Source organism: Qipengyuania citrea (assembly GCF_024171405.1).
Lineage (GTDB): Bacteria > Pseudomonadota > Alphaproteobacteria > Sphingomonadales > Sphingomonadaceae > Qipengyuania > Qipengyuania profunda.
Genome location: NZ_JALJZT010000002.1, coordinates 715051 through 739690, shown reverse-complemented (window position 1 = coordinate 739690; position 24640 = coordinate 715051). Strand labels below are relative to the sequence as shown.

Sequence of the window (24640 nt, the reverse complement as noted above, 5' to 3'; positions counted from 1 at the left end):
GTGATTTCAGGTGCCAGCCATCATTGCGAGGTAATACAGCGACCCAATGAGTGCGCTCACGAAGAGAACGAGCAACATCCCGATCTTGAAGCGCAGCATGGCGATCAGGGCCGCAGCGGCAATGACGACGGAGGCGACGTCGATCGTGGCGAAGTCCGGCACGAGCAGGCGTGCGCCGTAACCTCGAACCTCGTCAAGCCGTGCGAAGGCAACGTGCAGCGCAAACCAGATGGCAAGGTTTAGGATCACACCGACGACTGCTGCCGTCACCGCCGAAAGCGCCGCTGTCAGAAGCTTCACGCCGCGCAGTTTTTCGATAAATGGCGCACCAAGGAAAATCCATAGGAAGCACGGCACGAACGTGACCCACGTGACGATGACCGAAGCCGCGATGCCCGAAGCCACCGGGCCTAACATGTCTGCTTCGCGATATCCCCCCATGAACCCCACGAATTGGACGACCTGGATCAGTGGACCCGGCGTGGTCTCCGCCATGCCCAACCCATCGAGCATTTCACCGGGGGCAAGCCAGCCATGCGTCTGCACGGCTTCCTGCGCCATATAGGCCAGCACGGCATACGCGCCCCCGAATGTCACGACCGCGAGCTTGGAGAAGAAAACCGCCAGTTCCGTGAACACGTGATTTGGGCCAACAAGAAGGATCAGCGCAATTATGGGAGCTGCCCAGATGCTGCCCCAGATCAAGGCCGTGCGGACTGCTCCGCGCCATGTAGGCTGCGCTTTCGCCATACCGCCTGTATGAAGCACGGCTTCCGGCTCGCTCTCCCCGTCCTCGGTCGTTTCACGGGCGCGAATGACCAGAAACCGTGCAGGATCGAAATGCCCTCCAAGAAAACCGACCAGCGCGGCGGCCGCGATAATCAGCGGGAAAGGTGCATCGAATGCGAATATCGCCACGAAGGCTGCGGCGGCAATCAGATACATGGGCCAAGTTTTCAATGCCCTTTTCCCGATGCGCAGCAGGGCCTCGATGACTATGGCGAGCACCGCCGCCTTAATGCCGAAGAAAATCGCCTGGACGAAGCTGGCCTCCTGAAAACTGGCATAGAGCACGCTAAGCGCCATAATGCTGAGGAAGCCGGGAAGGACGAACAGGCATCCTGCGACGAGGCCACCGCGAACGCCGTGGAGCAACCAGCCAATATAGGTGGCAAGCTGCATGGCTTCCGGTCCGGGCAGGAGCATGCAGTAATTGAGCGCATGCAGGAACCGGTTCTCCCCGATCCAGCGCTTTTCATCGACTAGAATGCGGTGCATCACCGCGATCTGGCCCGCTGGTCCACCAAAGCTCAACGCGGCCACGCGCGCCCAGACACGCACCCCTTCGGAAAACGGGATCGGAGTTTGTTCTACGGAACCTGAATTAGCGGGAGAATTCATCAACGCGTCCTTCGCACACAGCTCATCGAGCCGGACTTGGGCGCATTGCCTTACCGGGCGCCGGAATAAGTGCCCGAAGTCAAACTGCTAGATCATTGATCTGGTGTTGTCAAAAGCCTTACGCGAACAGTCTGCCTTGCACTTGGAGAATGTCGGCTTTCGAGATCGGCATTTGTATCTCCGATTTCCGAATTGAGGGCACGAAGCCGCCCTCAGCTACTACCTAGTCCAGTGGCAGGTTTCAGGATCGCGACGAGACCGATCAAATGTCCAATATTGGGGCGCGAAGCCGACATAGCTCGAGTGCACTAGGAGCGCCGCGAAAGTTCCACGACCACGCTGGCTGCCAATGCATCTTCGGATTTCTCGCGTCGCTGCTGAACCGTCGACACCAGCTGACGCTTCGAGTGGTCCGGCATCCTGATGATGGCGGCGAGTACGATGGCCTTCATGAGATCAGGATGCATGGTCATTGCACAGCTTCTGCAGTCGGCTCATCTGAATTCTTCCGCCGTCTCTCAACCAGCGATCGGAGACTGGCAGTCAGCACAAGCGTCGAACTGCCCAGCTTGACGATCTCTATCTCGCCTTCACCGATGAGCACATAGAGGGTGCTGCGCCCGATCCCGAGATAGCGGCAGGCCTCGGGCACCCGCATCGCTATCGGTTCTATCGACTGACGCTGTCGTTGCTCGCGAAGATGGTCTGTCGTGCCTGCAGAAGGCATGCCGGTCGGTCCTTTCATCTATCGGGTGATGACGGACCGACCTGGGGGATCATGGAGGGGAGCAGACCGGCCCGCCATCGACAGCGAGTATCGCTCTATTGAGAGCTGGCGCGCCACATGACGTTTTTACGCTGGGGCAGCCTTTGGTGCGCTGGCGCGCCGCTCTTCTGGCAACTTAGGGTAAAGTGTATCCCAACGTGTCTTCGGGGACGAATGCGGATCTCATCTCAAAGGCTCATTTGCCAAGATACTTGCTCGATTTGGGAGGCGCCGTCGCTCTCTGCATTGAAAACAAAAGGATTTCATAGGGCAGCGCCAGCAGGGCAACATCAGCGCCGTCGGCAAATCATCAGCGAAACCAACCACCTGCACCCCGACCGACGGCGGTGCTTTTATCTCGCCATCCTATTTCCTACCCACCCCAAACGTCCACGGACACTTTATCTGAACAGCACGCGATGCAGCTTCGTTGCAAATGCGTGGCAATGATGTCGCGAAGCGAGCGCAGCGATTACAGCGCACCAAAAACGGCAGGCGTGCAGTCGGAATGCACTTCTACCAGCTCTGATCCGTCCGTTCGATTGCAAGCTCACCGGTCCATGGCTTGCAGAGACTGCGCGCCTCTCTTGTCGAGCCGTTGGTCCATTTCGACCAGTCGTCTTGCTCCAGCAGTACCGGCATCCGCGAATGGCATTCCGCAGCAATGCCAGCGCTGTCGGTCATCAACATCGAGTAGACGAGACCCCATTCGTCGCTGTTGCGCCACAGCCCTGCGGCTGCAAACAACTCGCTATCGGGACGGCTTAGCCAGGTGCGCGTCTTGCTTCCCGGTGTGCCCTCGGCTTCCGCCCATGCCGTCAACGGAATGAGGCAGCGGCGTTCCTCGAAGCTGTAGCGCCACATGTAGCTGTCGAGTTTGTCGGTGCGAGCGTTGTTGACCGGCTTCGGTTTGAGCGGCTCGCCGGTGCGCTTGCTTTTGAGCGACAACGGGAAACCCCAGGACATCTGCGAGAGCTTGCCATCTGCAATCACAGCACCGGGATATCCCGGAAACACTTCGTCCCCAAAGTTGGCATTGCCCAGTTGATCGGCTGCATTGAACCAGCGCGCGACCTCGTCGTTCGCCTTCGTCATTCGGTAGAGATTGCACATCGCAAAGCGCCTGCCGCGAGCATGTTTTACTGTCAATCGGCAGCAGGGTAGAAGTTTCGCATTGGCAATTAGTTCCTGTTATGTTCTAACTGCAAGAATGTTGATTCGACCTAGCGATACTGAACTTACCTATGTGATCGGGGCTGCACTCGGTACGGTCGAGACCTACGCGCTCCGCGATGTGCTTTCAGCAACGAGAGCGTTCAACCGGCGCGAAGCGGTCGAGACACTCACGGCAAGGATCGTCGAGGCGCTCGGGCCTTATGAAATTACCCGGGAGGCGGGGGAGGCCGGTTTTGACGACAAAACCCTGCCGCTTTTTCCAGAAACAGAACAGACAAATGTGCTCAGCGCTCCGTAATCTTGACGAATCTCGAGCCAAGATAGCAATTGTCTAAGAACCGTTCCCGGTCTCGGCTTTGAGTTTTTCCAATCGCTCAGAACACACTTCGTGGACGACGCGGCCCAGCTCTTCGACCTGCTCGCCGAGCCACTCAAGCTCCTCTTTCGTGATCCGGTAGTGTTTTGAGTAGCGCGCCTTCACGTACGCTTCTTTGAGTTTCTCAAAGCGGGCGCGGTCTCGCTTCGTATCGCGTGGCCAGACGTAGGTGAGGCGAGGATCGATGCGCTCAGCTTGGGTGCGAAGGAACCCGAGATTGTGCACGTGGGGTGTGTAGAACGTGCAGACCAGGAGCACGCAGTGATAGAGAAACTCGGAAGTTTGATGAAGGTCGAAGGCAGCGGGTTTGAGGAAGCCTCGCTCCCTGCCAAGTTTCGAGAGTTCAAAGCGCTGGATAGCCGTTGGAAACCACTCGTCGAAATACTCCTGCGCCATTGCTAGCGCTTGGTCGGGAGTCTTGGGTTTAGGCGTATGCAGCTCGGTGTCGTCCGACTGGTAGAGCGCGACTCCATCCTGCTTAACGTCCATGAAGAAATAGCGGCCATGGGCGAGACCGTCGTTCACCTCCTGCAAGGTGTGGACGATGAAATTTACCGGCGTGTGGAGCGTGCCCGTCACGCCGTATTCTCGCATCAGGCGGTCATCGACCTTTGCCCAGTATTTCACTCTGTCGGTGAGCCGCTTGTCATTGACGATGATCAGTAAATCATAATCCGACTGGTAGCCTTTGGCGGTATGCGGCTCGTCGACCCAGGTACCGCGTGCGTAGCTTCCGTAAAGGATGACCTTGAGGATACGCCCGGCCTTCTTCCAGTCGTGCTTAGCCAGTGCGAAGGCATCCTCGAACTCTTCGAAGATCAGCTGAACGACGCGTTCCAGCTCGCGCTGTTTTTGCGGGGGCAGGTGATCGAGATCGGTCTTCATCAGTCAGTTCCTAGCAAGTCGCTGGAATGGTTGCACCTGCTGACCATGATTCATCCGCAAAACTCGCTCATTGGGCACAGTGATTCAGCGGAGCCCGTATACGTCAATACCAAGAAATGGGGATGGGCGTTCATAGACCCATTCCCAGATGCTGGTACGCTGGTGTGGAACAGCAAAGAGCTTCTTTTGAGGTAGTGCTTCTTGGCACTTCGAACGGGCTGGGATAAGAAGGAAAGGCGCTCTACCAAGCCCCGAAAAATTCAGTTTCAAAGCTCAAAAGCTGAACCGAACTACACTTATATGAACAAAAATGTGGGGGAGAGTGTGGGGTAGAGTTTACGCTGCCTATGAGTACTAAATTGATTTCAAAACGTTAATTGCTAGGTTCGATTCAAGCCCTGCCACCAAGCCGCTACTTAATCGCCTGATTTGTCGTCATTTTTCGCAGGTTGGACAACGGCGCGGGCTTCAAGGTTGGACATCGCGCGATCGGCCAGGGCGGGCTGACTGGCCGCCTGGCGGTAATAAGCGAAGGTGGCGGCCTTCTTGTGTCCGGTGACTGCCATGCCTTCGGCATCGGTCGCGCCGGACTCGGCCAGCTGCCGCGCCATCGCCTTGCGGAGCCCATGCAGCGAGCAATGCGGCAGGCCGGCGGCGTCGCACCATTTGCGCATCCGGTTGCCCATGCCGGCATCGGAAAAGGGCTTGCCGAATTGAGTTGTGACCAGGAAGCGGATGGGCTGCGCCGGCAGCGCTTCGATCGCGGCGCGGGTGGCGGCCAGCATGGGGACCGAAGTGCAATTGTTGCCCTTCGCGTGGTCGACGATGATGCGCCCGCCGGTGATATGGTCGCGCTCGATCTTGTTGACGTTGCAGCGCCTGGCGGCGGTGTTAAGCGCGAGTTCCAAGGTAAGGCGCGCCATCGTGCCAAGCGGGTGCGTATCGCGAAACCGCTGGATTTCAGCGTCGGTCCAATCATGGAAGCCCTTGCCGCTGTCGAATTTTTCGGTGAAGCGAACCGGATTGTCGACGCGCCAGCCCAGGCGGACCGCGTCATCCATCAGCCCGGCGAGAAACTTGCGAAGATTGTTTGCCGCGCCAGGCGTCGCTGCCATGTCGCCGAAGATGCCATCCAGCCAGGCGACCGAAACTGCAGCGACCGGCCAGCTGCCATAGCGCCGACCTTTGCGATCGATGCGGTCCATGAAGCGGTCCAGGACGCGGGAATAAACCAGCTGGGTTCGCGCCGCCTTCTTCTTCCAGCGCGGTGTCGCGCGGTGTCGGCGCCAAAGATCGTCGAGCGAGCGCGGCTTGATGTCCTGCAGCGGTTTGATCGGTGACTTTTCCGCGCCGCCCTTTTCGACGATCGCGGCATAGGACCGATGGAATTCGGCGCTGCCAGGCTCGCCTTTCAAATAGGCGCTGGGCCAGCCTTTCCGGCGGAAGCGGAAGCGGGTTTTCCCGTGGCGATCTTTTACCGGCCTGACGTTGTCGGGCAGGCTATCGGTCTTCGGCATCGTAGTCGTCCCCTGGCTCGGCAGCTGCAGCTACCGATTCGCCGATGATGACTTCGATCTTGCGATTCTCCAAGTCCAGGACGATGCGCGCCCGATCGATGCCGGCCTTCGCCACGGCCTTGATGGCGCGGTCGATGTCCTGCTGGCAGATGCGGGCGGGCGCGGTCATCAGTCCAGCGCCTGCGCGGCTTCGCTGATGCGGGTGACCGCGGCTTCAAACCAGCGCGGGTCGCGTTCGATGCCGAAGAATTGCTTGTTCGCCAGGACCGCCGCCACGCCGGTCGAGCCGGTCCCCATGAACGGGTCGCAGATGCGATCGCCGGCGACGTTGCGCATGATCTTGTCCATGACCTTGGGCGGTTTGATCGTGGGATGGCCGAAGCGCTTTTTTAGCTTCGGGTCATGGTCGGCGGTAACCGAACGGCGCTTGTCGGCCAGGTCGCCCTGGGGATGAAAGCCCTTGTTCCATGCATGGACGAAGAATTCGCGGTCGGGCTGGTAATGCTTGTTCGCGACCGGCATCGGGCGCTGTTTAGTCCAGTCGCAAAGCGCGAACTGGCGGAACTGACCATTCGCGAGCGGCAGAAGCGCGGGAAGTTGGTCATTGTGGCAGAAGCACACCAGCGCGCCGCACAGCAGCGAATTGATGATCGAGAGGTCGAAGCCCTTGTCGATGTCCAGATCCGCAATCTGGTCCATCGCCGGCCTGCGCAGCCGGAAGTGACCGCCACCGCTAGTCTGCAGCAAGTAGGGCGGGTCCATGACATCGCAGTCCATAAAGCCCAGCGTCGGGCGGATGGCGTAGGCGTCGCCCAGGTAGAGCGTGGCGACGATGACATCGCCGCGCCGGATCTGGACGACATGCCGATCGGCGCAGCTTGCGCGATCGATGCCGATGATGCTGGGCGCGTTCATTTACCGTAACCCATGCCGGTCAGCGCCTTGGCGACCAGATGCCAGACATGTAGCGCCAGGCGGCGGTGGCCCAGGACGGTGCCTTCGCGAGTGGTCGACCCGCTGCGCATCGCCCGTTCAAGCGTTGCTGCCGATCGCCCGCGATAGGTCCGGGCGCGATAGTCGCCGACCTTCATGTCACCGCCGATGTTGTCGATCATCATGCGCGCCAGTTCAGTCTGGTCGCCGGTGATGGCGGAATGCAATTCGACCTTCACGACGATCATGCCACCATCCTTTGCGGCGCTACCTGTTCGGCCTGGGCGAAAATGCCGCGCGCGGTCAGGCGGTAGTCCAGCGCCTTGTCGTCGCCGGTGACGATTTCGACATCGACCAGGTCCAGGGCGACCGCATCGTGCAGCGCTGCATCGTGGAATGAGACGCGCAGGACGCCGCAATCGCCGATCGCCTGAAGCCATTGACCTATTGAACGGGGAGCGGACATCAGCCTTCCCCCTGCAGGTCGACCAGCAGCGCGATGGCGCGGGCGGCGGCGGTTTCCAGGTGCGCGGCGATCAATTCGGGTGGGCAGCCGGTTTCGATCGCTTCCTTCGCGGCCAGGGCGAAGCTGGCGATCTCGGCGGCGGCGGTCGCCGGCTTCGCGGGCGGTTTGATCGGCGCGGCCAGCTGGGCTTCGCGGGTCTTTATGATGTCCAGGAATGCCTCGCGGTCGGTGGTCCTGACCGCGACGTTGCTGACTTCGATGTCGCATTCGCTGCGCGCCTTGATGTCGCTGGCGCGCCCGATGGACAGGCGCGGGATGGCACCGATCGGCGTGGGCATCGGGTTGGGCTGGGGCTTCATGCGGTCTTCCTTTGGTTTTCGGGCCGTGCCTGGGCGGCGATGGTCGCAGCGATGCGGGCTTCCTGGGCGGCCTGGCCTTCGCGCCAGACGCGCAGTGCCAGGGCGCGTTCCAGGCGCGCTTCTTCTTCCAGTTCGGCATCGGTCATGCGGCGCTGCAGGCGCAGGGCGGCGAGTTCGTCGCGGCGCTGGTCCTGCATCTGGCGGGCGGCGGCATGGCGCGCGCTGATGGCGGGGTTCCGGCGCTTCATGCTGCCTTCCTTTCTTCGGTCGGGAACAGATCTTCAAAAGCGGCCAGGAAGCGGTCCATCGCTTCGTCGGGATGCCAGCAGCGCCCGATCTTGATGCCGGCGAGTTCGGCGCGATCGATGCCGTCGAGTATCGGCCAGGCGTCGGTGTTGCCGACCAGGTCGCGTTGTTCGATCGCCAGCGCCTGCAGGTCGGCCAGCTTGACCTGTTCGCGGCGCCATTGCGTGAATTCGAAACCGATGGTCGCAGCCAGGCGCGTTTCCATCCTCGCTTCGATCGCCCGATAATCCGCCAGCTGGATTTTAAGCGGGCGTGTGATGTCATGCAGGAAGGCTTCGGCGGCATCGTGCATCAGCGCGCAGCGGCGCAGCTGCAGACCCTTTTCGCCGCCCAGCGCGCGGGCCGCGGACGAAACCAGGCGCAGGACCAGCAGCGAATGCTGGGCGATGGTGTAGAACTGGCGGGTCTGGGCGCTGAAGCGGGGTTGGCGCAGGCCGGCGGCGATGTCGATCGGCGCAATGACGCTGCAGTCTGGGTCGGCCAGGTCGAGATAAGCGCCCGACAGCAGGCGGATGCTGGTTTCGCTACGCATCGCCTGGTCGCTGCCGTTCGCCAGGTCCGGCTGCGCAAGGCGAAGTCGAGCATTCCGGTCGCAATCGCCACAAACGGGCAAGCCGCCGGACCTGCGCCAGCCAGTCGGCAGTTCACGGTCGGGCGAATTGTGGACGGTGTGACAGACCGCGCATTCGTGAACGAAGGGCTGGGTCATTGTGCCGGCCCTCCGGCCACCAGGACAATGGCGACAATGAAGACGCCCCAGGCGACCAGCGCGGCAGCCGCAGCGAGGAAGGCGCCGCCGCGCAGACCGTTGTCGGCGACGATGCGCGGCGGGTGCATGGGCTCGCCATGCTGGCGCTGTTTTTTCCAAGTCAGTTGCATGTTGCAGGTTCCCTTCGTTGTGCCGCGTCGGCGCGCAGCTGGTGGGTCAGCCTGGCCAGCGCAATCTGTTCGCGCCCAGGCTCCAGGTGCCAGCGAAGCGCGATGACCGCTTCGGCCTGGCGACCCAGGGTTTCGGAAAAGCCGCGCTGTTCGCGGGCAAGGTCGGCGATGGTCTGCAGGCTGGCGTCCAGCAGCTGGCGCCGCCGCCACAGCGACAGCGACGAAGCAGGTGCGCCTTCGGCGCCGGCGCTGACGATGAAGCGCCAGTCGGCGACCAGGTCTTCGAAGGCCGCGATTTCGGCCTGGGCCGCTTCGGGCTCGAGTTCGCCGGCGGCGATCATTGCGGGAAAACGTTGGCGCCTGGTCGACAGCATGGATTCGGCCATGCGGAGCAAGTCGGCGAAGTCATGTCGGCGAACCGGCGAGTCTTCGGCGCGGATGCCAAACCAGTCGCGGAAAGCTGGCGCGGTCATATGATGACCGCCTGGCCGGCCTTCGGCTGTTCGAAGACCCAGCATTGCTGCGCCTTCGTGTTCTCGCCTGGCGGGTTGACGACTTTCGTGGCGAGGAAACGGCGCGATTTCGACCCGCGCAACAGTTTCTTCAGTTGGTCGAGCGGCGGCGGATAAATGCCGGCATGGCGGCAACGCGCTTCGAAGTCGGGCAGGTTGATGGCGATGAAGTCTTCGGCCTTGCGGTGGCGATTGAGACTGCCGCCGACGCCGTGCAGATCATCGGCTTCCCTGCCGATCAGATAGTCGACCTGTTCCCAGAAAGTCGCGACCAGCGGATGGTCACCGCCGGCCGATTTTTGCCGGTCCAGCGCCATGCGGTCGACTTCGGCGAGCGCATCGGCGACCCAGGCTTCGCGGCAGTTGGGGAACAGGTGCGGCAGCGCTTCGATCGCCGCGGCCAGCTGGCTATGGCACTTGATCGGGCGGGCATTGTTTAGCCCTTCGACCCGCTTGCCCATGTCGTTATCGTGATGCGTGAAGCGGTCGAAAAAGAACTTCAGCCAGTCCGCTTCCTTGCGCACAATATGGACGATCGTGCCGCTGCAGTCTTCCATCGGCCAGGCTTCCAAGCGCATGGCCGCTTCCTTGGTCCCTGGTCCCCATAGCGACTTGTCGATCGCCATCGACATGAGGCGTTCCAGGACCGCCGGAATCGCGTCGATGCGTTCGTTCTGCATCAGGTAAATGGCGCCCAGGAAGGGCGGTTCTTCGGTTTCGAAGCCGCCGGACTTGCGCCCGATGCTGCGCGGGCTGCGTCCGTTGTAGAGGACCAGAAGTTCGTTCGGTTCGAACTGGCGCGAATGCGATCGGCCATTGTCGTCGCGCCCGCTTTCAATGAGCCCGACCGGCAGGTTCGCGACCTTGACCATCGATCTGGCGAACGCTGCGCGCGTCGCCTTGTTCGGGTCGAAGCCTTCGTAACCGTGGCGACCCAGCAGCTTCCACAGAAATTCGATCAGGGTGGATTTGCCCGACCCAGGCGGGCCGGTGACTTCCAGAAAGCCCAGCGACTTGTGCCGTTCGCGGATCTGGACCGCGAACAGCGACATGGTGAAGAATGCCAGGGCAATGAGCCCGCGCGCGCCGTAGGCGGTCCAGAGGTCTTCAAGCCAGGCGAAGTCGATCTGGTCGGCGTCGTAGTCGATCGCCAGCATCCGTTCGGCGGTGCGCAGCTTGACCGCATGGGTGCCGACATCGAAGTAATTTTCAGAGTTGACCGACAGGACGCGGCCCTTCGCGACTGCCAAGTCGCCCAGGACCCAAGCGCCATGCGCCTGCGAATAGCCGGTGAAGCCGATGGGTTCGACGACTTTGAGCCGGCGAGTCTGGGTCTTCATCAGCCGGTCAAGCTGTTCGCCGCTGCCGGTCCACATGCCCGCGAACGCCATCAGCCGCTTCTTGAATTCGCCGGCGTTCGAACAGGCCGCGGACGAAAAGCGCGCCTTTACGCTGCCGGCGCGGTCGGGAAAGTCGATCTGCAGGAAGTAGGTGGTTTCGTCGGCGATTTCGTCGCGTTCGCGGTAGAGCAGGCGGAAGGCGCAGTTCGCGATTTCGGTCAGGTCAATCTGGGTCTGGCCGCTTTCTTCTTCGGTCTTCGTCCTGACCCACCAGATGCGATTGCCGTGGCGCATGTCGAAGCTGGACATGGCGCGCGCGCCGGCAGCTGCGCGGTCGACGATAAGGCGCGCCTTCTGGACTGCAGTTTCGGCGATGGTGATGGCGCCGTTGTGCAGGTAGGTGTCGAGCGCGGCGGCGGCCAGCGGCGCCTTTTCGGCTTCGCCCTTCCATGCCTGGTGCTTCAGCAGAAGGTCATTCCAGTCGAGTTTCGACCCTTCGCCATCGGGCCGGACCTGTGCGGCGGTCGCCTTCCAGCCTTCGCGCTTGGCGCGGGCGATATGCTTTTTGGAATACGTGACGCCGGCAGGGCCGACATCGAACGCGAAGACCAGGCGCGGACGCTCGGCGATGCCTTCGACAGCGAGATAGTCGACCAGTTCCTTCAGGAAGTGTTCGGGATAGGGGCCCGTCGACATATTCGAAACCGCGGCGACGCCGGCGCCCTGGACCAGCGCGACAGCGTCGAAGATGCCTTCGGTGACCCAGATGTCCTTCGCCTGCGCCAGCGCCGCGATGTCGAGCCCGTTGGGCTTCCAGCAATGGCCGCCCCAGCTGCCACCGGCCTTGAAGTGCGCCTTCTTCGCAAACCGGCCAGGCTTGTCGATGATGCGTTCCCAATAGCTGTTGCCGATCGGGAAGCGGACGGTCGCCGATGTCTGGCGCGTCCTGGGGCAGCGGAACAGTTCCTGGCTGAAGGTGCCGCGCAGCAATCGCAGGTCCAGGCCGCGTTCGTGGAGCAAGTAGGCTTCGGCGGCGGCGTCGGGGTTGGTTTCGGTCGATTGGAAGCGATCTGACCAGTTTTCGAACAGGTCGGGCAGAAGATTGCGGACGCTGTCTTCCCAGCCACAGCGGTCGGTGCGCCCGCATTTGACGACCTTGGGTTCGGTCGCGGCGCAATAGACTTCGTGCTTGCCGCATTGCGGGCACTTGCCGCCCTGCAGCCAGTCGCCGCGGACGTTCTTGAAACCGAATTCGCGCTTCAGGCCATGCAGGATTTGTTCGCCCAGGTTCATCTTGCGAACGCCTCCCCAATTGCGGCGGCGCCATAAGCGGCGAGGAACAGGGCGGGGGCCAGCGCCAGCCAATCGAACCGCCGGCGGCGGCGGGCGGATGCGGCGGACCAGCGGGGTGGCCAGGCGGTGTCTTCAACGTGCATCGGGTGAGTCCTCCCAGGCGGCGGAATCGCGTCCGCCGCGGCGTGTCTTCGGTTCCGTGGGTTTGGCCGCCGCTAGGCGGCGCTGTTCCCGTCTTCGAAAAAGGTCGGGGCGCTCGGGTCGGTCGCGCGCGGCGGCGGAACGACATGGACCGCGTCTTCGCGAGGGCAGACCGGCAACGCGAGGTCAGGCCGGTCGATCAGACCAGGGCTGATGGAATGAACGAAGACGATGTCGGCACGCCAGGTGTGGCCGCAGGCCGTGTTCGAACAGATGCAGTCCATCTGGGTCACGGTCGGGGTCGGACGTTCGGACCGGCGGATGGCTGCCTGGGTGTCGCACTTAGGACAGCGCAGGAAGCAACCATCGCCCGCACGACTGCCGCCAGGCTGCAGGCGGAATTCTAGCGGGGCATGAACCATCGGTCCTTTAATCAAGGCCGCTCCCTCTCCACTCATGGTTCGCATCCTTCCAATTTTGCTGCGCAATCGGTGAGTCTTTCGATGGCTTCCTGGACTTCCTTGCGGGCGCGTCGGTGCGCGGCGGTGTCGTTGTCTCGGGCCAGATCCAAGACTGCTGCGACTGCCTCGCCGCCTTCCTTCGCCATGCTGCTGGCGATCGCGACCAGACAGTCGACATCGGCCCGTGCGGTGATTTCAAGCCGCAAGGCAAACAGCCGATGGAAAGGCGCGTGGTCGCCGCCCAATTCGATGAAGGCGCGATCAAGTCGTTCGGCGTCGATCAGGCGTATTTCGGTTTCGCAATCGGGGTCCGACCAGTTTCGGACCTGACGCGAGGTCACACCGCAAACCGCACCCGCTCGGTCCCAACCGATCAATCCGGCGATCTTCGTCAGGGTGTGTTGATAGGTGAGGGGTTCCCGCCGCTTCGTCATTGGTCTGCGCCCTTCAATACGCAGTCGCGATTGAAGTCGCGGGTTGCATGGGCACGGCTAGAAAGGCGAGCAGGCGCAACAGGGGAAAATGCGTGTTGATCGACACCTTCGAAGCGGGCTCCGGCGTGGTGATCGACCATGATTTCGCGCGGGTAGATGTCGGGCCGCAGGTCATGGCGCGAGACGCCGGTCGCCGCTTCTGCGCGCAAAACATATTCCGCAGGCATCCGCTTTGAGGACTGAACCCATTTCCAGACCGCGGTCGCAGATACTTCACAGATGCGGGCGAGTTCAGCTTGCGAGCCTGCCACGCCTACGGCGGAGGTCAGGGCTTCGAGAGGGGTTGGTTTCGTCATGGTTGCGGCTATGGCAACCTAAGTTGCTACCGTCAACAACCAAAAGCGCCGCGCGAGTTGTCAACGTAAGTTGTAGCATCAGAACATGATCGGCGAGCGTCTAGCGATTCTTCTGGAAGACCGGGGTTGGTCGCAGGCCGAATTGGCCCGCCGCGTCGGCATCACGCCGCAATCGATCGGGAAGCTTGCGCGCGGAGAATCGCAGGGCTCGAAGCATCTACACCGCATCGCTGCGCTGCTGGAGACTTCGCCAGATTACCTGATGGGGGACACGGATAATCCGCATCCAGGCCACGCGCCCGACAAGAAAGTTCCCTTCAAGCTTGATCCTGCCGAAGTGGCTGACCGCACCTTAGAGATTCCCGTCATCGACCTGGCCTATGGCATGGGCGGCACATATCTGGACGATGTCGACGCGAATGTGCGCAGCGAGCCGTTCCCGCTGTCATTCATTCGCCGCTACACGAAAGCGAAGGCCGAAGACCTGGTGATCGCGGACGGCCTAGGCGACAGCATGGCGCCGACGATCGGTTCCAATGACCAGATGTTGATTGATCGCAGTGTCGACACGTTGCGCGTCGCCGATCAAATATGGGCTTTCAGCTTCGGCGGGGTGGGGATGGTCAAGCGGTTGCGACCGCGGCCCGATGGCAGCATCGCCATCCTTTCGGACAATTCTGCGGTGCCTGAAGATCGGGCTGTAGATGAGGAATTGTTTCTGATCGGGCGCGTGGTGGCGATTGTGAGGAAGGTATGACCAAAGCCGAGCACATCGAAGAAAATTGCGCTATCGATCTTCCGATGGCTTTCCTAGGAATAGGGTTTGTCTCATCATACTTGGGCGCGCCTTTTGTCTTGTCGATTGCGATAGCTGGCGGTGCCATTTTACTTATCGCGATTGCGTTGGACCTGCAAAGGTGGGGTGAAAGGATCGCCTTTCTGAAGGGGGCTTTCGAGGGTGCGCGCGCGAATATGGCGCAGTCCGAAACGTGGGGCGACCAGCCAACTGCCAAAGCGCATCCCGGCGAGGTGAAAGCATACTACCAAGAGAAACCTAAGCCTGATCCCATCCCGACCATTTCGGCCTTGGAGGGTTCTAACCAAACGGTGATGACCATCAGAGGTAGGGGAATAACCGGCAGTTTTGTCGCTGCAAAGACTATGCTTGCGACTGACGCGGTGGAATCTGCCTCGACCATGAGCGAAAAACTTCGCGAACGAAATCGCAGGAAGCGTCAAGAAGGACAAAGCACCAAGCACGAGGGCAAAGCATCACGCTCAACACGTTCTGGGAAGTTCATAATCTCCAGGTCATCGCCTTATGAAGACGAGGATCAGAGCCCTCAAAATGAAACCAGCAAGAAGGGCGACTGATGCTCGATTCCCTTGCAAGTTTTTTCAAGCATCCGGGCGACTGGGTCCTGGTTCCGATTGCCGGCTTGGCCGGGGCCCAGGCTGAATTCGCATGGGATCTTATTGCGGGAAGTCTGATCGGTCCAGAGCCGGTGTCCTGGGCGACAATGGCAGTTGTGCTGGGCGCAAAGAGGGTAATCTGGGATCATCCAAGGGCTCGCAAATCAAAGGCCATGGAGATGCAGACGCGTGCAATGACATTGGATACGCTTCTCGAAGAGATCGATCATGCGGAGCCCAAAGGAAAGGCAAAGGCCGAACTGCAGGACATCTGCATAGACCTTAGAACTGCAAAATCTGTTGAAGCAATTGACGAATTGATCGCTCACGCCCGCGACCTTCGCAATCGCGTCATAGAGAGCCTTCCAGCCTGATTAGAGTGAAGTAGCCAGATGCGCATGATTATGATCTTAGCGGCTCTTGCGGCAGCGTGCAGCGAACCTGCGTCGCCACCGGTGCCCGAACCGACGAGTTATGTCATCCGCGCTGCAGACCTATGGCGCGAAGATCCGGGCGACATCTGCCGCACCCGCGATGCCGCCTTCCTGGACGCGCTGCTGGACCGCGTCCGCGATCGCTTGCCGGTGGACCAGGCGGGCAATCTCGAGTTCGTCGACTTTACGGTTCCGCGCGACCAACTGGCGCTGCTACGCGTCCGCCGCGGCGATGGGACTATGATGGTGGCCGGCGGCGCGTTCGATGGCGAGACTTGCACGGTCGGCGACCTGGCGATCGCCGAAGGGACAACTGCGCTGGCGCTGGATTAGGCGCTTTCCATTTCGATCGACTGGCGCAGCCCGCCGGCGCCGAAGCGGGTTTCGACTGTCTTGACCAGCCAGTCGATGGCATCGATCTTTTCGCCCCAGCCATTTAGCTTGACCCGCATGTCGGGCTGCAGCGCGGGGTCGGCGATCGCCAGGTCATAGGTGAAGGAAAAGGGCTTGCGGGCGGCGCGCGATGCTGCGCCCTCGGCGGCCTTTCTCGCTTCGGCCTCGCTGGCATAGACCCGCTTCAGTTTCCTGCGCTTGCCGCCGCCGGTCTGGACCGTTCGCCGTTTGCCGGCATCCTGGTCATGCCATTGCGCTTCGGCGCCATCATAGGCGTCGCGGTCGGCCTGGCGGAAAGACCAGCGCCAGCCATCGCGCTTCGCGAGCGTGACCGAAGCGAGCGCGGCGCCGCTGGCGCTCGCCGACTTGCCGATCGGCAGGAACAGCAGCTTGCCATCCTTCCAGGTCGCAATGGCATCGTGGCGCCGGCCCAGGTCGCGGATGAAGGCCATGTCGCTCTTGCCTTCCTGTTCGATCGCCTTGACCGCAATGCCCGCCAGCGCGCCATCGACCTGGGCGGTGCGCCCGTGCCGGCCGGCGATGGCCTGCAGGATGGCGCCCAGCGTGGTGTCTTTCCAGGACTTCGTCCGCCGCTGGCGCAGCCGGTCGGTGAGGTCTGCAGACCTGGCGCGGATGGTGACGACATCGGGCGGCCCTTCCATGCCGACTTCGTCGACGATGAAGCGGCCCTTGTCGACCATGCCGACAGGGACATCGTCGCCCGACGCCCAGCCCAGCGCCAGCTGCAACGCCTTGCCGGTGTCGGGGATGGCCAGCTGGCCATCGGCATTCTGCAGGGCGATGTTCAATTCGTCGGCGTCGTCTTCGCGCCTTTCGGACAGGGTCAGGTCGACCAGGCGCGGATTGACCTTGGCGGTCAGATCGGCGCCGCCATCGATCGCCAGCTGCAGCGCCGCCTGGCGGACGGTCATTGGCTCGCCCCAGCGTCGACTTCATCGTCGCCGCGCTGCAGTTCGATGCGGAATCCGACATGGCGCGGCAGGCCGCCGGCCATGACCGACAGGTGCTGTTCTTCCAGGCGGGTGATGCGGTAATGGCCGAATATCCGGCCCAGCCCGTCGATCAGCGGGTAAGTGTCGCCAGCGTCGGCCATGTCGGCGAGCGTTTCCAGCGCGGAAAAGCTGCCGGCGACTTCGGGGACCAGCAGGCCCGCCAGCGTGACCGTGTCCGGCCCTGGGCCGATAAACTGGCTGGCATCGCGCGCGCCGTGCCGTTCGCTGCCGGCATGGCGCCATTCGCGGCTGCGCTGCAGATCCTGATAAGCGACGGTCGACATGCCGAAAACGAACATGCCCAGCGTCATCAGTTCGCGGGCGGTCGGCGTGGTGTCTGGCGGTCTGCTGGCCATGTCTAACTGTCCTGGTAGTTCGAGCGGGCGGCGATGCCGGCCTGCTGTTCCAGCCTGCGGATGACGCGATCGGCCAGGAATTCGGCATCCTCGCCAGGCTGCTGGGTGATGTTGAAGGTGACCTGCAGTCCGCCGCTGCGGGGGTCGCCCGGTCGCGCCTGGCCGTTTCCGGCGGCAGCGACCGATGGCGCCATAGCCATCGCGCCGGCAGCCGCGGCGCCGGTGGCCAGCCTGCCGGCTGCATTCAGGACATTGCGGCGCCCGCGATCGATTCCGACCGCCATGCCTTCGGCGGTGTGCCCGCCGATCGCCATGAAGACGCGCGACGGGGATTTGATGCCCAGAAGGTTCTTGACCTTGCCGACGCCCGATTGGACGACGCCCTTCAGCGCGTTCCAGACCGCACCATGCGCGCCGGCGATGCCGCGCGCGAGCCCCAGGACGATGTCGCGACCGACCGCCAGCATGTTCGACCCGAAATTCGCCAGCCAGGCTTTCCCCGCGTCGAAGGCGGCCTTGATCTTGTCCCAATTCTGCCAGACCGCGATGCCCAGCATGACCAGCGCCGATATGACCAGGCCGACCGGTCCCAGCATGAAGCGAAAGGCGATGCCGGCCAGGCGCAGTCCGGTGGCCAGGCGCGGCAGCATGGCCGCCAGCGACCCGACGACGCGGAATTTGTGCCACAGCGAAACGACCGTGGCGAGCGGCCCCATAAGCCCGCCGGTGACCAGCAGGACCGCGCCCAGCCCGATCTTGAAGACCGCCAGGCCGGCGACCAGCTTGGCCAGCGTGGCCGCGGCTTCAGGATTGCGCTGCGCCCAGGCAGCGACCGAGTTGCCGAGATTCGACAGCATGGTCAATACCTGGGTGGCGACCGGCAGGAGCGTGTTGCCCAGCGTGATCGCCAGCGCCGAAGCGCTGCCCAGAAACGCCTTCCATTGAACGGTCGCATCGCGCGCGGTGCGCTGGGCGAAAGCCTGGTCGACCGTGCCGCCCGAATTGAGCGCCGCGGCGCGGATGCGGCGGTATTCGTCCAGGTTCTGGATTAGCGCCATGATGCCCATGCGCGCCTGCATGTCTTCGAAGGCGAAGCCCAGCTTCTTGTCGTCGCCGCCGGTCGCCTTGTCGGTAATCATGGCGATGGCTTCCAGCGAAGAATGGCCTTCGTCGGTCAGCTTCTTCATCGCCGCGGGCAGGTTGACGCCGAAGTTCTTTTCGAAGGCGCGGATGGTCGCCGGCGCGTTGATCTTCGCCAGCAGGTTCTTGACGTTATTGCCCGCTTCGTCGGCATTGCCGGCGGTGAACATGGCGACCTGCAGCGCCGCGGATAGGTCGGCAACCGCTGGGACGCCCTTTTCGCCCAGGGCTTGCATCTGCGCGGTCAGCGAAGGGAAGTGCCGCGCCATGTCGCGCACTTCGAAGCCGCCTTCATTGCCGGCAGCGGCCATCGCGTCGAATATCCTGGCGGTTTCGGCGCCGGCGACCTTCAGATTGTTGACGCTGGCGAAGGCCGCATCGGCGGCGTCGGGAATGTCGACCTTGTAGGCGGTGGCGAGGCGCCCCGCGGGCCCGATCGCCTGGGTCGCGGCGTCCAGGCCCATGCCCTTCGCCATCAGCAGGTCCAGGCCGCTGCGGATGTCTTCGGGCAGTTGCTTGGCGTCCTTCGCCATGATGACGATGTTGCGCGCCAGGCGATCGGTCTGGGCATTCGAGAGCGCGGCCTTTTGCTGGATGTCGACCATCCCGCTGGAAAATTCGGCTGCCGCCTTCGTCGCCAGGATGATCGGGGTGGCGAGCGCGGCGCCCTGGACGATATGATCGCGCCCGCGCGCCTTCATGTCTTCGCCGCGCGCCACCATCGCCCGCCGGTCGCCTTCGATCGCACTAAGCTTCTTGCGGCGATCCAGCTGGCGGTTGGTGTCTTCGATCGCGGATTCCAGCGCGCGTTCGCGGTTGACCAGGTCGCTGACATTGCCCGACGCGCCGGCGATTTCGCGGCGGACATCGCGTAGCTGGCTTTCCAGCTTGCGGCCTTCGCCGCGCAGGTCGCCCAGCGAGCGCGAGCCCTTCTTGCCCAGCGCCATGATATTGCGCAGGCTGCCGGACATCTTGTCGACGCCGACGAAATTGACCAGCAGCGACAGCTTGTTCGACATCCTATTTCACGCCTTTCATTTGCTTCAGCCGGTCGATCGCCAGGCGGTGCCAGTCGGCCAGTTCGTCAAGCGCCAGCGCCTGCAGGTCAGACAGCGGCCAGTGAAAGATGGCCGCGATGTCCGCCATCAGGTCTTCGACTGTTGCTCGGCCATCAGCGCTTCCATCAGCGCCTTCTCGCCCTTCGTCATAAAAAAACCGCGGATGGTCCCGCCAGCCTCGGCCAGATCGGCAGGGTCCAGGTTGCCGCATTCTTCATCGGTCAGCGCCGGCTCGCTGATGCGCGGCAACAGCTTCAGCGTGGTCGAGATGTCGGTTTCCATGATCGCGGAAAGCGTGAGGCCGCGCAGTTCGCCCGCCTTGGGCTTGCGCAGCTGCAGCTTGGCGATGGTGGTGTCGCCGCGCGTGATCGGCGCGACCAGGTCGATCGATTCGAACTTGGCGGTCTGGGCGGTCTGGGCGGTGTCGGTGGCGGTGTCGGTCATTGCGGGGACTTCCTGTTGCTTTCGGCCTGCCGCTTAGCGACATCGGGCCAGGACTATGCGGGGACGCTGGGGCGGGACTGGCGCGACCGAGAGGCAAGCCGGCCAGTCCCGCATCCGCCGATCGGCTGCCCCGCAAAAGGACCGACCGGCGAACCTTCGGGTCAGCTGCTGATGATGGCCATGATCTCGGCATAGCGGTCGAAACCGTCGACCTTGAAGACGCCGTTGACCATGTCGATTTCCACTTCGGTGCGACCGTTCACTTCGCGCCGGTAATAGGCGAGCGGCAGCGTGTAATCGTGTTCGGTGTCGTCGCCAGGCTTGGCGGTGCCTGGGCTGATTTCGGAAAAGCGCGCGCCGATGTAGCATTCGACCGCCTGGGCGGCGGTGCCATCGTCGGCCTGGTAAGCGCCAGTCAGGCGGACGCGGACGCCGTCGACCCGCGTAGTGCCGAACTTGCGAATCAGCGACGCTTCATGCCCGCCCATTTTCAGCTTCGCTTCCATGCCTTCCAGGCCCAGGTCGATCTTGACCGGCCCGATCATCCCGCCGCCGCGCCAGTCTTCGGTCGCCAGCGCCAGGTTCGGTTCTTCGAATTCGGCGATCTTACCCAGATAGCCTTCGCCATCGACATGGGCGTTCATGTTCTTCAGTTTCTTGGGGATGCCCATGACAGGGTTCCTTTCGCGGGTGGTCAGGTGGCGGTGGGAGGTCGCGGCGCTAGATCAGCTGGTCGGCGAAGCCCGAATAGTAGAAGTCGGTGATGACCAGGTCGATGTTCGGGTTCTCGAGCGGCGCCGCGGGCGTGAAGTCGATGCGGAAGCGCGGGCGACCGGCAGCCAGTTCCTGCGCGCTGTTGACATCGGGGTCGAAGAACATTTCCGCGCCGATGATCTGGCCTTCGGCGGCCAGCTGGCGGAAGCGCGCATTGCCGGTTTCCAGAAGGTCCTTGATAAGCCCGATGGTCATCGGCTTGTCGATGAAGGGCGACACGATCTGCGCGCAGATGTCCTGCAGCGCGTGACTGGTGCGGACCGCGCTTTCGAAGACGAATTCGGGTTGCGCTGCAGGATCGGCGCAGGTGCGGTTGCCCCAGAAGCGGAAGCCGGTCTGGCGGATGATGGTGGTCACTTCCTGCGCATTGAGAACGCCGGCATCGGTCGACGGGTCGACCAGGTCGAAGTGGACATCGCGCGCCAGGCCGGTGACGCCGACCAGCGGGACGTTCGACAGCGTCTTGTGCCATCCGGTCGATTCATCGATCTGCGCGCGCAGGCCCAGCGCGCGGGCAATGGCGTCGCCACCGCCCTGGCTGGTGTCCGGCCAGATGACCATCAGTTCGCGATGGTCGAAGTTGTCGCGATAGGTCAGCGCTTCGTCGATGTCGTCCGCCGGCGCCACGCCATCCGCGCCCTTCGCGCCGACATAGGCGAAGCCGCGCAGCGCCTTGGCGATGGCGACCAGTTCTTCGGCGACCGGTTGGCTGTCGAGCCCTGGCGCGCCCAGGATGCGCGGCTTGACGCCGACCTTCGTTTCGGCGGCCTTCAGCGCCTGCAGGCCGGTGTAGATATTGCCATCGGTTGCGCCGATGACATTGGCTTCGGTGGCTTCCTGGTCGGCGCCTTCTGCGACGCGGACGACGACGACGACAGGGCTGGCCTGGTCGCCGATCGCGGCCAGCGCCGGCCCAAGCGTCCCGCCATCGCCGGCCTTGCCTGAAGCGATGTCGACGCCGCCGGTGATAAGGACCGGTTCGTCGAGCGGGAAGGCTGCGTCCAGGTCGGCCTGCGCTTGCGCGTCGCCGCTGGTGGTCGCGGTCGCGACGATGCCGATGACCGCCAGGCTGATGGCGCCCAGCGCGCGCGCTCCGCCGGCGGATTCGGTAAGGGTCAGGCCGTGGTGGAATGCCATGTCTCGGGTTCCTTCAGTTTGCCGCCTGGGCGCGTTGCCCGCGGGTGGTGTCGATGGGGATGGTCAAGGTGGTCAGCGAGTTCGCCGGCGGCAGGTCGAGCCGCTGGCCTTCGATGCGGATGGTCAGCTGGCCGGCAGCGGCATCGCCCTGTAACGAGACGCGCGTCAGGCGCAGGCGCGGTTCCCAGCGGCGTAGTGCGATCGCGGTGGCGGCGTGCATCAGCATTCGCGCGGCGCCGTTGACCGGCTTGTCGATCAATTCGAACAGCAGGCTGCCATAGTCGCGGCGCATGACGCGGCTGCCGAGAGGCGTAGAGAGGATGTCACCGATCGATTGCGCCAGATGCGCTTCGCCTTCCAGGCGCTTTCCGGTGGTGGCGCTGATGCCGATCATGCGCAGGGCATGGGGTCTTTCGCGCGCGAAAGGCCAGCGGCGGCAGCGGTGAAAGGCGCTTCGACCGTTGCCGCCGGTCGGGTCAGCTGGGTGGCTGGGTTTCGCTGCCGCCGGACTGGACGCCGCCATGCTTGTGGCCGGTCAGGCTGACTTCGTCGGCTATCACGTCTTCGGCGGCGGTCAAGGTTTCGTCGACCTGGACCGCGCCCTGGACGGCCAGGTCGCCTTCGATGGTGACATTGCCGCGCAGCGTGATGCCGCCAAGCGCTTCGATGACCGCGGTGGCGTCCGCCGGCAATATGGCGGTCAGCGCGTGACCTGTCGGGTCATAGGTGATCTTTGCGCCATCGGCCCATTCGATCGCTTCGGCTTCGGAATTGCCAAGCGGCGGGAAGGCATCCTGGACGATGCCCAGCAGCGCGACCGCGGCGCCCAGCTGGCCATCGGGCGCCAGCAGCAAGACCTGTTCGCCCACGCTGGGCGGCGACCATACCCGCGTCAGTCCGGCGCGCGGCGCCAGCCAGCGGATCGGCGGCGTCTCGGCAGTGTCTTCGCCTTCAGGGTCACCATAGCGGACAACGCAACGCGCGCCGGCCAGGTCGACCGACAGGACGGTCCCGACGCGGATCATCGCGGCGAGGTCGGCAGGTATTTCGTCAAATGCTTGCTGCGGGTCGAACAGCCTCATTCGTTCGCACTCGCATGTTCCAGCTGCAGCGCGAGGTCGCGCCCCGCTTCGGCCTTCACGGTGTTGCGGGTGCAGATGCGGACATCGGCAGCGCTGACCAGAACGAGCCCGCCGGCGGGTGCCCCCAGGTCACCAGCGCCAGCGCCTGCGGCATCCAGCTGGGCCGTTCGACCGGTTCGGTCAGGATCTGCGGCGGGGTAATCCGCGGCGCCGGTTCGGGCGCTGCAGGGCGCACTTCCAGCGGCTGATGCGCGCAGGCCGCCAGCAGCGATAAAGCGATCGGCAGCATCCAGTGCCGTGTCCAGGCTTTGCTTTGCATTGTCGTCGATCCTTTCGGCAATTTGGCGGTAGGCGTCTTCTTTGGCGATGCGCGCCAGGCGCGCGGCTTCGGCAGCCTCGATCTGCGCCAGTTCGATGCGGTCGATTGTCGCCTGCGCATCCTGCGCGGTTTTCTTCCAGCCCGTCACGCTGACCGGCCAGACATGGAAGCCTTCCAGGCGCGCGGTCTGGACGCCGGCGAAGGCCACCACCGACAGGAATGCGCCAGCGCAGCCCGCCAGCAGGGTGCCTTTGATGGCATGTCGGGCGCCGAGAAAGCCGGTCATGCCGCCATCCGCCCTACCGGGCGCGCCAGCGGGCATTCGCCGAAGACCGCCAGCGGACTGAAGCGGTTGGCGAGCCCGCGGCCCGCGATCGCCTTAGTCCTGATTTCGAAATGCAGGTGGCGGTCTGCCGGCGCCATGCCGCGGGCGTTGCCGCTGTCGCCGGTCAGGCCGATCGGCTGCCCCTTGCGGACTTTCTGCCCTTGCGCGACATCGACGCGCGACAGGTGGCAATAGGCGGCGAACAGCGTGTCGGCATCGCCATCGCCATCGAAGTCGAAGGCGAAGCGCAGGATGATCTGCCGGCCATAGGCGCCGCCATTGCGGACCAGTTCGATCGTGCCATCGGCGATGGCAAAGCAGGTTTCGCCGATGTCGGCTTCGAAATCCCAGCCCTGGTGCGGGCGGCGACTGCCATCGGCGTTCCGGCGGACCATGCCGAAGGTGTGGTTATTCATCCCACGGCGAATGCGGTTGCGGACCAGCGGCCAGGTGATTGCTTCGTTCATGGTGCGTCGCTCCAATGCGGGGGTGGGACATGGCGCATGATGTGGACGAAGCGCCAGGCGGCGTAGATGACCAGGGCGATGTCGCCGCACTGGCGCAGCCAGGGGATTGTCTGGCCGGTCAGCCAGGCATCGATCTGGCCGATCCCAAGCAGGGCGAGGGCAAGGCCCAGCAGCCAGGTCATCCAGGCGCGCCAGGTTCCCAGGCGGCGCAGTGCGGGCGCGGCGTGGTGCCAAAGGGCGATCGCCACGGCGATTTCGACCAGGCCGGTCAACAGGTGGATGGTGTCCATCAGTCTTTCCCCCAGGGTAGGCGAAGTTCGGAAGGTATCTTGCCGGCGCGCGCGACCGCCCCCTTGCCGAAGCTGGCCATCGCGCCGGCAATCCAGCGCGACGTGAAGCCGGCCACAGCCATGACCAGCTGCAAGCGCAAATCCGTAAGGCCGAAGGGCAGCTGCGGGTGCGCTATGGCGAAGACCACGCAAACCATCAGGCCGGTGAACAAAGTGGCCCAAACGGTCATGCGCGATTCCGCCGGCGTGACCAGGAAGCCGGCATAGGTCGCGGCCAGGCCCACGACCATGCCGCCGACCAGGTCGGGAAGTGGCGCGGTGATGCCCAGCGCGAGCGCGGCCCAGACCAGCAGCGTTTTCAGTTCAAAGCCCATAATTTGCCCTCGCTTGGGAT

The 24640-nt window shown here is 63.3% G+C and carries 38 protein-coding genes; 5 read left to right on the top strand and 33 right to left on the bottom strand.

Annotated elements, in window-relative coordinates; all coding sequences use genetic code 11:
• Positions 1–6: 6 nt before the first annotated feature.
• From chrA to J2S32_RS04530, 4 genes are all read right to left on the bottom strand, one after another.
• On the bottom strand, positions 7–1401 hold the full coding sequence (gene chrA, locus J2S32_RS04545; RefSeq protein WP_119512568.1) for a chromate efflux transporter: 1395 nt from the start codon (positions 1399–1401) through the stop codon (positions 7–9).
• Positions 1402–1709: 308 nt separating this feature from the next.
• Complete coding sequence (locus tag J2S32_RS04540) at positions 1710–1874, bottom strand: hypothetical protein (RefSeq protein ID WP_182849688.1); 165 nt, start codon at positions 1872–1874, stop codon at positions 1710–1712.
• The gene (locus J2S32_RS04535) at positions 1871–2128 is read right to left on the bottom strand and encodes a helix-turn-helix domain-containing protein (RefSeq protein ID WP_119512644.1); all 258 of its coding nucleotides are present in this window, start codon (positions 2126–2128) and stop codon (positions 1871–1873) included. The genes J2S32_RS04540 and J2S32_RS04535 overlap by 4 nt, the downstream gene beginning before the upstream one ends.
• Before the next feature lie 555 nt (positions 2129–2683).
• On the bottom strand, positions 2684–3280 hold the full coding sequence (locus J2S32_RS04530) for an SOS response-associated peptidase (protein ID WP_119512567.1): 597 nt from the start codon (positions 3278–3280) through the stop codon (positions 2684–2686).
• Between the two features lie 97 nt (positions 3281–3377).
• Here J2S32_RS04530 and J2S32_RS04525 point away from each other — a divergent pair, with 97 nt between their 5' ends.
• Positions 3378–3641, top strand: a complete 264-nt coding sequence (locus tag J2S32_RS04525) for a hypothetical protein (protein ID WP_119512566.1) — start codon at positions 3378–3380, stop codon at positions 3639–3641.
• A gap of 33 nt (positions 3642–3674) precedes the next feature.
• Here the strand turns inward: J2S32_RS04525 and J2S32_RS04520 are convergent, their stop codons facing one another.
• From J2S32_RS04520 to J2S32_RS04445, 16 genes are all read right to left on the bottom strand, one after another.
• Positions 3675–4604: a HEPN domain-containing protein gene (locus tag J2S32_RS04520; protein ID WP_253517017.1), complete on the bottom strand. Its 930-nt coding sequence runs from the start codon at positions 4602–4604 to the stop codon at positions 3675–3677.
• A 416-nt stretch (positions 4605–5020) separates the two neighbouring features.
• Entirely contained in the window at positions 5021–6121 is a 1101-nt protein-coding gene (locus J2S32_RS04515) for a tyrosine-type recombinase/integrase (RefSeq protein WP_253517013.1), read from the bottom strand.
• Complete coding sequence (locus J2S32_RS04510; protein WP_253516996.1) at positions 6105–6290, bottom strand: hypothetical protein; 186 nt, start codon at positions 6288–6290, stop codon at positions 6105–6107. The genes J2S32_RS04515 and J2S32_RS04510 overlap by 17 nt, the downstream gene beginning before the upstream one ends.
• A complete protein-coding gene (locus J2S32_RS04505) occupies positions 6290–7036 on the bottom strand; it encodes a DNA methyltransferase (protein WP_253516993.1) in 747 nt (248 codons plus the stop codon). Before J2S32_RS04505 ends, J2S32_RS04510 begins: the two co-directional genes overlap by 1 nt.
• Positions 7033–7302, bottom strand: a complete 270-nt coding sequence (locus tag J2S32_RS04500) for a hypothetical protein (RefSeq protein WP_253516991.1) — start codon at positions 7300–7302, stop codon at positions 7033–7035. Before J2S32_RS04500 ends, J2S32_RS04505 begins: the two co-directional genes overlap by 4 nt.
• Positions 7299–7520: a hypothetical protein gene (locus J2S32_RS04495; protein WP_253516988.1), complete on the bottom strand. Its 222-nt coding sequence runs from the start codon at positions 7518–7520 to the stop codon at positions 7299–7301. The genes J2S32_RS04500 and J2S32_RS04495 overlap by 4 nt, the downstream gene beginning before the upstream one ends.
• Positions 7520–7879 carry a hypothetical protein gene (locus tag J2S32_RS04490; RefSeq protein WP_253516985.1) on the bottom strand — a complete coding sequence of 120 codons (360 nt, stop codon included), beginning with the start codon at positions 7877–7879 and terminating at the stop codon, positions 7520–7522. Before J2S32_RS04490 ends, J2S32_RS04495 begins: the two co-directional genes overlap by 1 nt.
• Positions 7876–8127, bottom strand: a complete 252-nt coding sequence (locus J2S32_RS04485) for a hypothetical protein (RefSeq protein WP_253516982.1) — start codon at positions 8125–8127, stop codon at positions 7876–7878. Before J2S32_RS04485 ends, J2S32_RS04490 begins: the two co-directional genes overlap by 4 nt.
• A complete protein-coding gene (locus tag J2S32_RS04480; protein WP_253516979.1) occupies positions 8124–8894 on the bottom strand; it encodes an HD domain-containing protein in 771 nt (256 codons plus the stop codon). The genes J2S32_RS04485 and J2S32_RS04480 overlap by 4 nt, the downstream gene beginning before the upstream one ends.
• Positions 8891–9064, bottom strand: a complete 174-nt coding sequence (locus J2S32_RS04475; RefSeq protein WP_253516977.1) for a hypothetical protein — start codon at positions 9062–9064, stop codon at positions 8891–8893. Before J2S32_RS04475 ends, J2S32_RS04480 begins: the two co-directional genes overlap by 4 nt.
• Positions 9055–9537 (bottom strand): hypothetical protein, encoded by a 483-nt coding sequence (locus J2S32_RS04470; protein ID WP_253516967.1) that lies wholly within the window; start codon positions 9535–9537, stop codon positions 9055–9057. The genes J2S32_RS04475 and J2S32_RS04470 overlap by 10 nt, the downstream gene beginning before the upstream one ends.
• Positions 9534–12209: a toprim domain-containing protein gene (locus J2S32_RS04465; RefSeq protein ID WP_253516964.1), complete on the bottom strand. Its 2676-nt coding sequence runs from the start codon at positions 12207–12209 to the stop codon at positions 9534–9536. The genes J2S32_RS04470 and J2S32_RS04465 overlap by 4 nt, the downstream gene beginning before the upstream one ends.
• Complete coding sequence (locus J2S32_RS04460; RefSeq protein ID WP_253516961.1) at positions 12206–12352, bottom strand: hypothetical protein; 147 nt, start codon at positions 12350–12352, stop codon at positions 12206–12208. Before J2S32_RS04460 ends, J2S32_RS04465 begins: the two co-directional genes overlap by 4 nt.
• A 72-nt stretch (positions 12353–12424) precedes the next feature.
• Positions 12425–12787, bottom strand: coding sequence for an ogr/Delta-like zinc finger family protein (locus tag J2S32_RS04455; RefSeq protein ID WP_253516958.1), 363 nt, complete (start codon positions 12785–12787; stop codon positions 12425–12427).
• A 17-nt stretch (positions 12788–12804) separates the two neighbouring features.
• A complete protein-coding gene (locus J2S32_RS04450) occupies positions 12805–13245 on the bottom strand; it encodes a hypothetical protein (RefSeq protein WP_253516948.1) in 441 nt (146 codons plus the stop codon).
• Positions 13242–13601, bottom strand: coding sequence for a transcriptional regulator (locus J2S32_RS04445; RefSeq protein WP_253516946.1), 360 nt, complete (start codon positions 13599–13601; stop codon positions 13242–13244). The genes J2S32_RS04450 and J2S32_RS04445 overlap by 4 nt, the downstream gene beginning before the upstream one ends.
• An 85-nt stretch (positions 13602–13686) precedes the next feature.
• Here J2S32_RS04445 and J2S32_RS04440 point away from each other — a divergent pair, with 85 nt between their 5' ends.
• The 4 genes from J2S32_RS04440 (at position 13687) to J2S32_RS04425 (ending at position 15781) form a co-directional block, all read left to right on the top strand.
• Positions 13687–14358, top strand: coding sequence for an XRE family transcriptional regulator (locus tag J2S32_RS04440; protein ID WP_253516943.1), 672 nt, complete (start codon positions 13687–13689; stop codon positions 14356–14358).
• Complete coding sequence (locus tag J2S32_RS04435) at positions 14355–14975, top strand: hypothetical protein (protein ID WP_253516941.1); 621 nt, start codon at positions 14355–14357, stop codon at positions 14973–14975. Before J2S32_RS04440 ends, J2S32_RS04435 begins: the two co-directional genes overlap by 4 nt.
• Entirely contained in the window at positions 14975–15388 is a 414-nt protein-coding gene (locus tag J2S32_RS04430) for a hypothetical protein (protein WP_253516939.1), read from the top strand. Before J2S32_RS04435 ends, J2S32_RS04430 begins: the two co-directional genes overlap by 1 nt.
• An 81-nt stretch (positions 15389–15469) precedes the next feature.
• A complete protein-coding gene (locus tag J2S32_RS04425) occupies positions 15470–15781 on the top strand; it encodes a hypothetical protein (RefSeq protein WP_253516937.1) in 312 nt (103 codons plus the stop codon).
• On the opposite strand, the gene J2S32_RS04420 is transcribed toward J2S32_RS04425, so the two are convergent.
• The 13 genes from J2S32_RS04420 to J2S32_RS04360 form a co-directional block, all read right to left on the bottom strand.
• Positions 15778–16773, bottom strand: a complete 996-nt coding sequence (locus J2S32_RS04420) for a contractile injection system protein, VgrG/Pvc8 family (protein WP_253516928.1) — start codon at positions 16771–16773, stop codon at positions 15778–15780. The two genes, J2S32_RS04425 and J2S32_RS04420, sit on opposite strands and share 4 nt — an antisense overlap.
• On the bottom strand, positions 16770–17210 hold the full coding sequence (locus J2S32_RS04415; RefSeq protein WP_253516926.1) for a phage tail protein: 441 nt from the start codon (positions 17208–17210) through the stop codon (positions 16770–16772). Before J2S32_RS04415 ends, J2S32_RS04420 begins: the two co-directional genes overlap by 4 nt.
• 2 nt (positions 17211–17212) lie before the next feature.
• Positions 17213–19369 (bottom strand): phage tail tape measure protein, encoded by a 2157-nt coding sequence (locus tag J2S32_RS04410; RefSeq protein WP_253516924.1) that lies wholly within the window; start codon positions 19367–19369, stop codon positions 17213–17215.
• Position 19370: 1 nt separating this feature from the next.
• Positions 19371–19496 (bottom strand): GpE family phage tail protein, encoded by a 126-nt coding sequence (locus J2S32_RS04405; RefSeq protein ID WP_253516922.1) that lies wholly within the window; start codon positions 19494–19496, stop codon positions 19371–19373.
• The gene (locus tag J2S32_RS04400; protein WP_253516921.1) at positions 19496–19852 is read right to left on the bottom strand and encodes a phage tail assembly protein; all 357 of its coding nucleotides are present in this window, start codon (positions 19850–19852) and stop codon (positions 19496–19498) included. The genes J2S32_RS04405 and J2S32_RS04400 overlap by 1 nt, the downstream gene beginning before the upstream one ends.
• A 161-nt stretch (positions 19853–20013) precedes the next feature.
• Positions 20014–20523, bottom strand: a complete 510-nt coding sequence (locus tag J2S32_RS04395; RefSeq protein WP_253516919.1) for a phage major tail tube protein — start codon at positions 20521–20523, stop codon at positions 20014–20016.
• A gap of 49 nt (positions 20524–20572) precedes the next feature.
• Positions 20573–21763: a phage tail sheath subtilisin-like domain-containing protein gene (locus J2S32_RS04390; protein WP_253516917.1), complete on the bottom strand. Its 1191-nt coding sequence runs from the start codon at positions 21761–21763 to the stop codon at positions 20573–20575.
• A gap of 13 nt (positions 21764–21776) precedes the next feature.
• Positions 21777–22157 carry a GPW/gp25 family protein gene (locus tag J2S32_RS04385; RefSeq protein ID WP_253516914.1) on the bottom strand — a complete coding sequence of 127 codons (381 nt, stop codon included), beginning with the start codon at positions 22155–22157 and terminating at the stop codon, positions 21777–21779.
• An 82-nt stretch (positions 22158–22239) separates the two neighbouring features.
• A complete protein-coding gene (locus tag J2S32_RS04380; RefSeq protein ID WP_253516905.1) occupies positions 22240–22845 on the bottom strand; it encodes a phage baseplate assembly protein V in 606 nt (201 codons plus the stop codon).
• Positions 22842–23450, bottom strand: coding sequence for a hypothetical protein (locus J2S32_RS04375; RefSeq protein ID WP_253516902.1), 609 nt, complete (start codon positions 23448–23450; stop codon positions 22842–22844). Before J2S32_RS04375 ends, J2S32_RS04380 begins: the two co-directional genes overlap by 4 nt.
• Positions 23447–23956, bottom strand: coding sequence for a M23 family metallopeptidase (locus J2S32_RS04370; RefSeq protein WP_253516897.1), 510 nt, complete (start codon positions 23954–23956; stop codon positions 23447–23449). Before J2S32_RS04370 ends, J2S32_RS04375 begins: the two co-directional genes overlap by 4 nt.
• On the bottom strand, positions 23953–24246 hold the full coding sequence (locus tag J2S32_RS04365; protein WP_253516893.1) for a hypothetical protein: 294 nt from the start codon (positions 24244–24246) through the stop codon (positions 23953–23955). Before J2S32_RS04365 ends, J2S32_RS04370 begins: the two co-directional genes overlap by 4 nt.
• Positions 24246–24620, bottom strand: coding sequence for a hypothetical protein (locus J2S32_RS04360; protein ID WP_253516890.1), 375 nt, complete (start codon positions 24618–24620; stop codon positions 24246–24248). Before J2S32_RS04360 ends, J2S32_RS04365 begins: the two co-directional genes overlap by 1 nt.
• Between the last annotated feature and the right edge of the window lie 20 nt (positions 24621–24640).

Coding starts and splice junctions, on each gene's coding strand:
- J2S32_RS04400 (WP_253516921.1), bottom strand. CDS start 19,852: ATGACCGACACCGCCACCGACACCGCCCAGACCGCCCAGACCGCCAAG.
- J2S32_RS04395 (WP_253516919.1), bottom strand. CDS start 20,523: ATGGGCATCCCCAAGAAACTGAAGAACATGAACGCCCATGTCGATGGC.
- J2S32_RS04410 (WP_253516924.1), bottom strand. CDS start 19,369: ATGTCGAACAAGCTGTCGCTGCTGGTCAATTTCGTCGGCGTCGACAAG.
- J2S32_RS04490 (WP_253516985.1), bottom strand. CDS start 7,879: ATGAAGCCCCAGCCCAACCCGATGCCCACGCCGATCGGTGCCATCCCG.
- J2S32_RS04520 (WP_253517017.1), bottom strand. CDS start 4,604: ATGAAGACCGATCTCGATCACCTGCCCCCGCAAAAACAGCGCGAGCTG.
- J2S32_RS04450 (WP_253516948.1), bottom strand. CDS start 13,245: ATGACGAAGCGGCGGGAACCCCTCACCTATCAACACACCCTGACGAAG.
- J2S32_RS04500 (WP_253516991.1), bottom strand. CDS start 7,302: ATGATCGTCGTGAAGGTCGAATTGCATTCCGCCATCACCGGCGACCAG.
- J2S32_RS04385 (WP_253516914.1), bottom strand. CDS start 22,157: ATGATCGGCATCAGCGCCACCACCGGAAAGCGCCTGGAAGGCGAAGCG.
- chrA (WP_119512568.1), bottom strand. CDS start 1,401: ATGAATTCTCCCGCTAATTCAGGTTCCGTAGAACAAACTCCGATCCCG.
- J2S32_RS04525 (WP_119512566.1), top strand. CDS start 3,378: ATGTTGATTCGACCTAGCGATACTGAACTTACCTATGTGATCGGGGCT.
- J2S32_RS04445 (WP_253516946.1), bottom strand. CDS start 13,601: ATGACGAAACCAACCCCTCTCGAAGCCCTGACCTCCGCCGTAGGCGTG.
- J2S32_RS04375 (WP_253516902.1), bottom strand. CDS start 23,450: ATGACCGGCTTTCTCGGCGCCCGACATGCCATCAAAGGCACCCTGCTG.
- J2S32_RS04360 (WP_253516890.1), bottom strand. CDS start 24,620: ATGGGCTTTGAACTGAAAACGCTGCTGGTCTGGGCCGCGCTCGCGCTG.
- J2S32_RS04420 (WP_253516928.1), bottom strand. CDS start 16,773: ATGACCGTCCGCCAGGCGGCGCTGCAGCTGGCGATCGATGGCGGCGCC.
- J2S32_RS04475 (WP_253516977.1), bottom strand. CDS start 9,064: ATGCAACTGACTTGGAAAAAACAGCGCCAGCATGGCGAGCCCATGCAC.
- J2S32_RS04365 (WP_253516893.1), bottom strand. CDS start 24,246: ATGGACACCATCCACCTGTTGACCGGCCTGGTCGAAATCGCCGTGGCG.
- J2S32_RS04540 (WP_182849688.1), bottom strand. CDS start 1,874: ATGACCATGCATCCTGATCTCATGAAGGCCATCGTACTCGCCGCCATC.
- J2S32_RS04380 (WP_253516905.1), bottom strand. CDS start 22,845: ATGAGGCTGTTCGACCCGCAGCAAGCATTTGACGAAATACCTGCCGAC.
- J2S32_RS04440 (WP_253516943.1), top strand. CDS start 13,687: ATGATCGGCGAGCGTCTAGCGATTCTTCTGGAAGACCGGGGTTGGTCG.
- J2S32_RS04510 (WP_253516996.1), bottom strand. CDS start 6,290: ATGACCGCGCCCGCCCGCATCTGCCAGCAGGACATCGACCGCGCCATC.
- J2S32_RS04430 (WP_253516939.1), top strand. CDS start 14,975: ATGCTCGATTCCCTTGCAAGTTTTTTCAAGCATCCGGGCGACTGGGTC.
- J2S32_RS04480 (WP_253516979.1), bottom strand. CDS start 8,894: ATGACCCAGCCCTTCGTTCACGAATGCGCGGTCTGTCACACCGTCCAC.
- J2S32_RS04530 (WP_119512567.1), bottom strand. CDS start 3,280: ATGTGCAATCTCTACCGAATGACGAAGGCGAACGACGAGGTCGCGCGC.
- J2S32_RS04515 (WP_253517013.1), bottom strand. CDS start 6,121: ATGCCGAAGACCGATAGCCTGCCCGACAACGTCAGGCCGGTAAAAGAT.
- J2S32_RS04405 (WP_253516922.1), bottom strand. CDS start 19,496: ATGGCGGACATCGCGGCCATCTTTCACTGGCCGCTGTCTGACCTGCAG.
- J2S32_RS04415 (WP_253516926.1), bottom strand. CDS start 17,210: ATGGCCAGCAGACCGCCAGACACCACGCCGACCGCCCGCGAACTGATG.
- J2S32_RS04370 (WP_253516897.1), bottom strand. CDS start 23,956: ATGAACGAAGCAATCACCTGGCCGCTGGTCCGCAACCGCATTCGCCGT.
- J2S32_RS04495 (WP_253516988.1), bottom strand. CDS start 7,520: ATGTCCGCTCCCCGTTCAATAGGTCAATGGCTTCAGGCGATCGGCGAT.
- J2S32_RS04535 (WP_119512644.1), bottom strand. CDS start 2,128: ATGCCTTCTGCAGGCACGACAGACCATCTTCGCGAGCAACGACAGCGT.
- J2S32_RS04390 (WP_253516917.1), bottom strand. CDS start 21,763: ATGGCATTCCACCACGGCCTGACCCTTACCGAATCCGCCGGCGGAGCG.
- J2S32_RS04465 (WP_253516964.1), bottom strand. CDS start 12,209: ATGAACCTGGGCGAACAAATCCTGCATGGCCTGAAGCGCGAATTCGGT.
- J2S32_RS04435 (WP_253516941.1), top strand. CDS start 14,355: ATGACCAAAGCCGAGCACATCGAAGAAAATTGCGCTATCGATCTTCCG.
- J2S32_RS04485 (WP_253516982.1), bottom strand. CDS start 8,127: ATGAAGCGCCGGAACCCCGCCATCAGCGCGCGCCATGCCGCCGCCCGC.
- J2S32_RS04505 (WP_253516993.1), bottom strand. CDS start 7,036: ATGAACGCGCCCAGCATCATCGGCATCGATCGCGCAAGCTGCGCCGAT.
- J2S32_RS04470 (WP_253516967.1), bottom strand. CDS start 9,537: ATGACCGCGCCAGCTTTCCGCGACTGGTTTGGCATCCGCGCCGAAGAC.
- J2S32_RS04460 (WP_253516961.1), bottom strand. CDS start 12,352: ATGCACGTTGAAGACACCGCCTGGCCACCCCGCTGGTCCGCCGCATCC.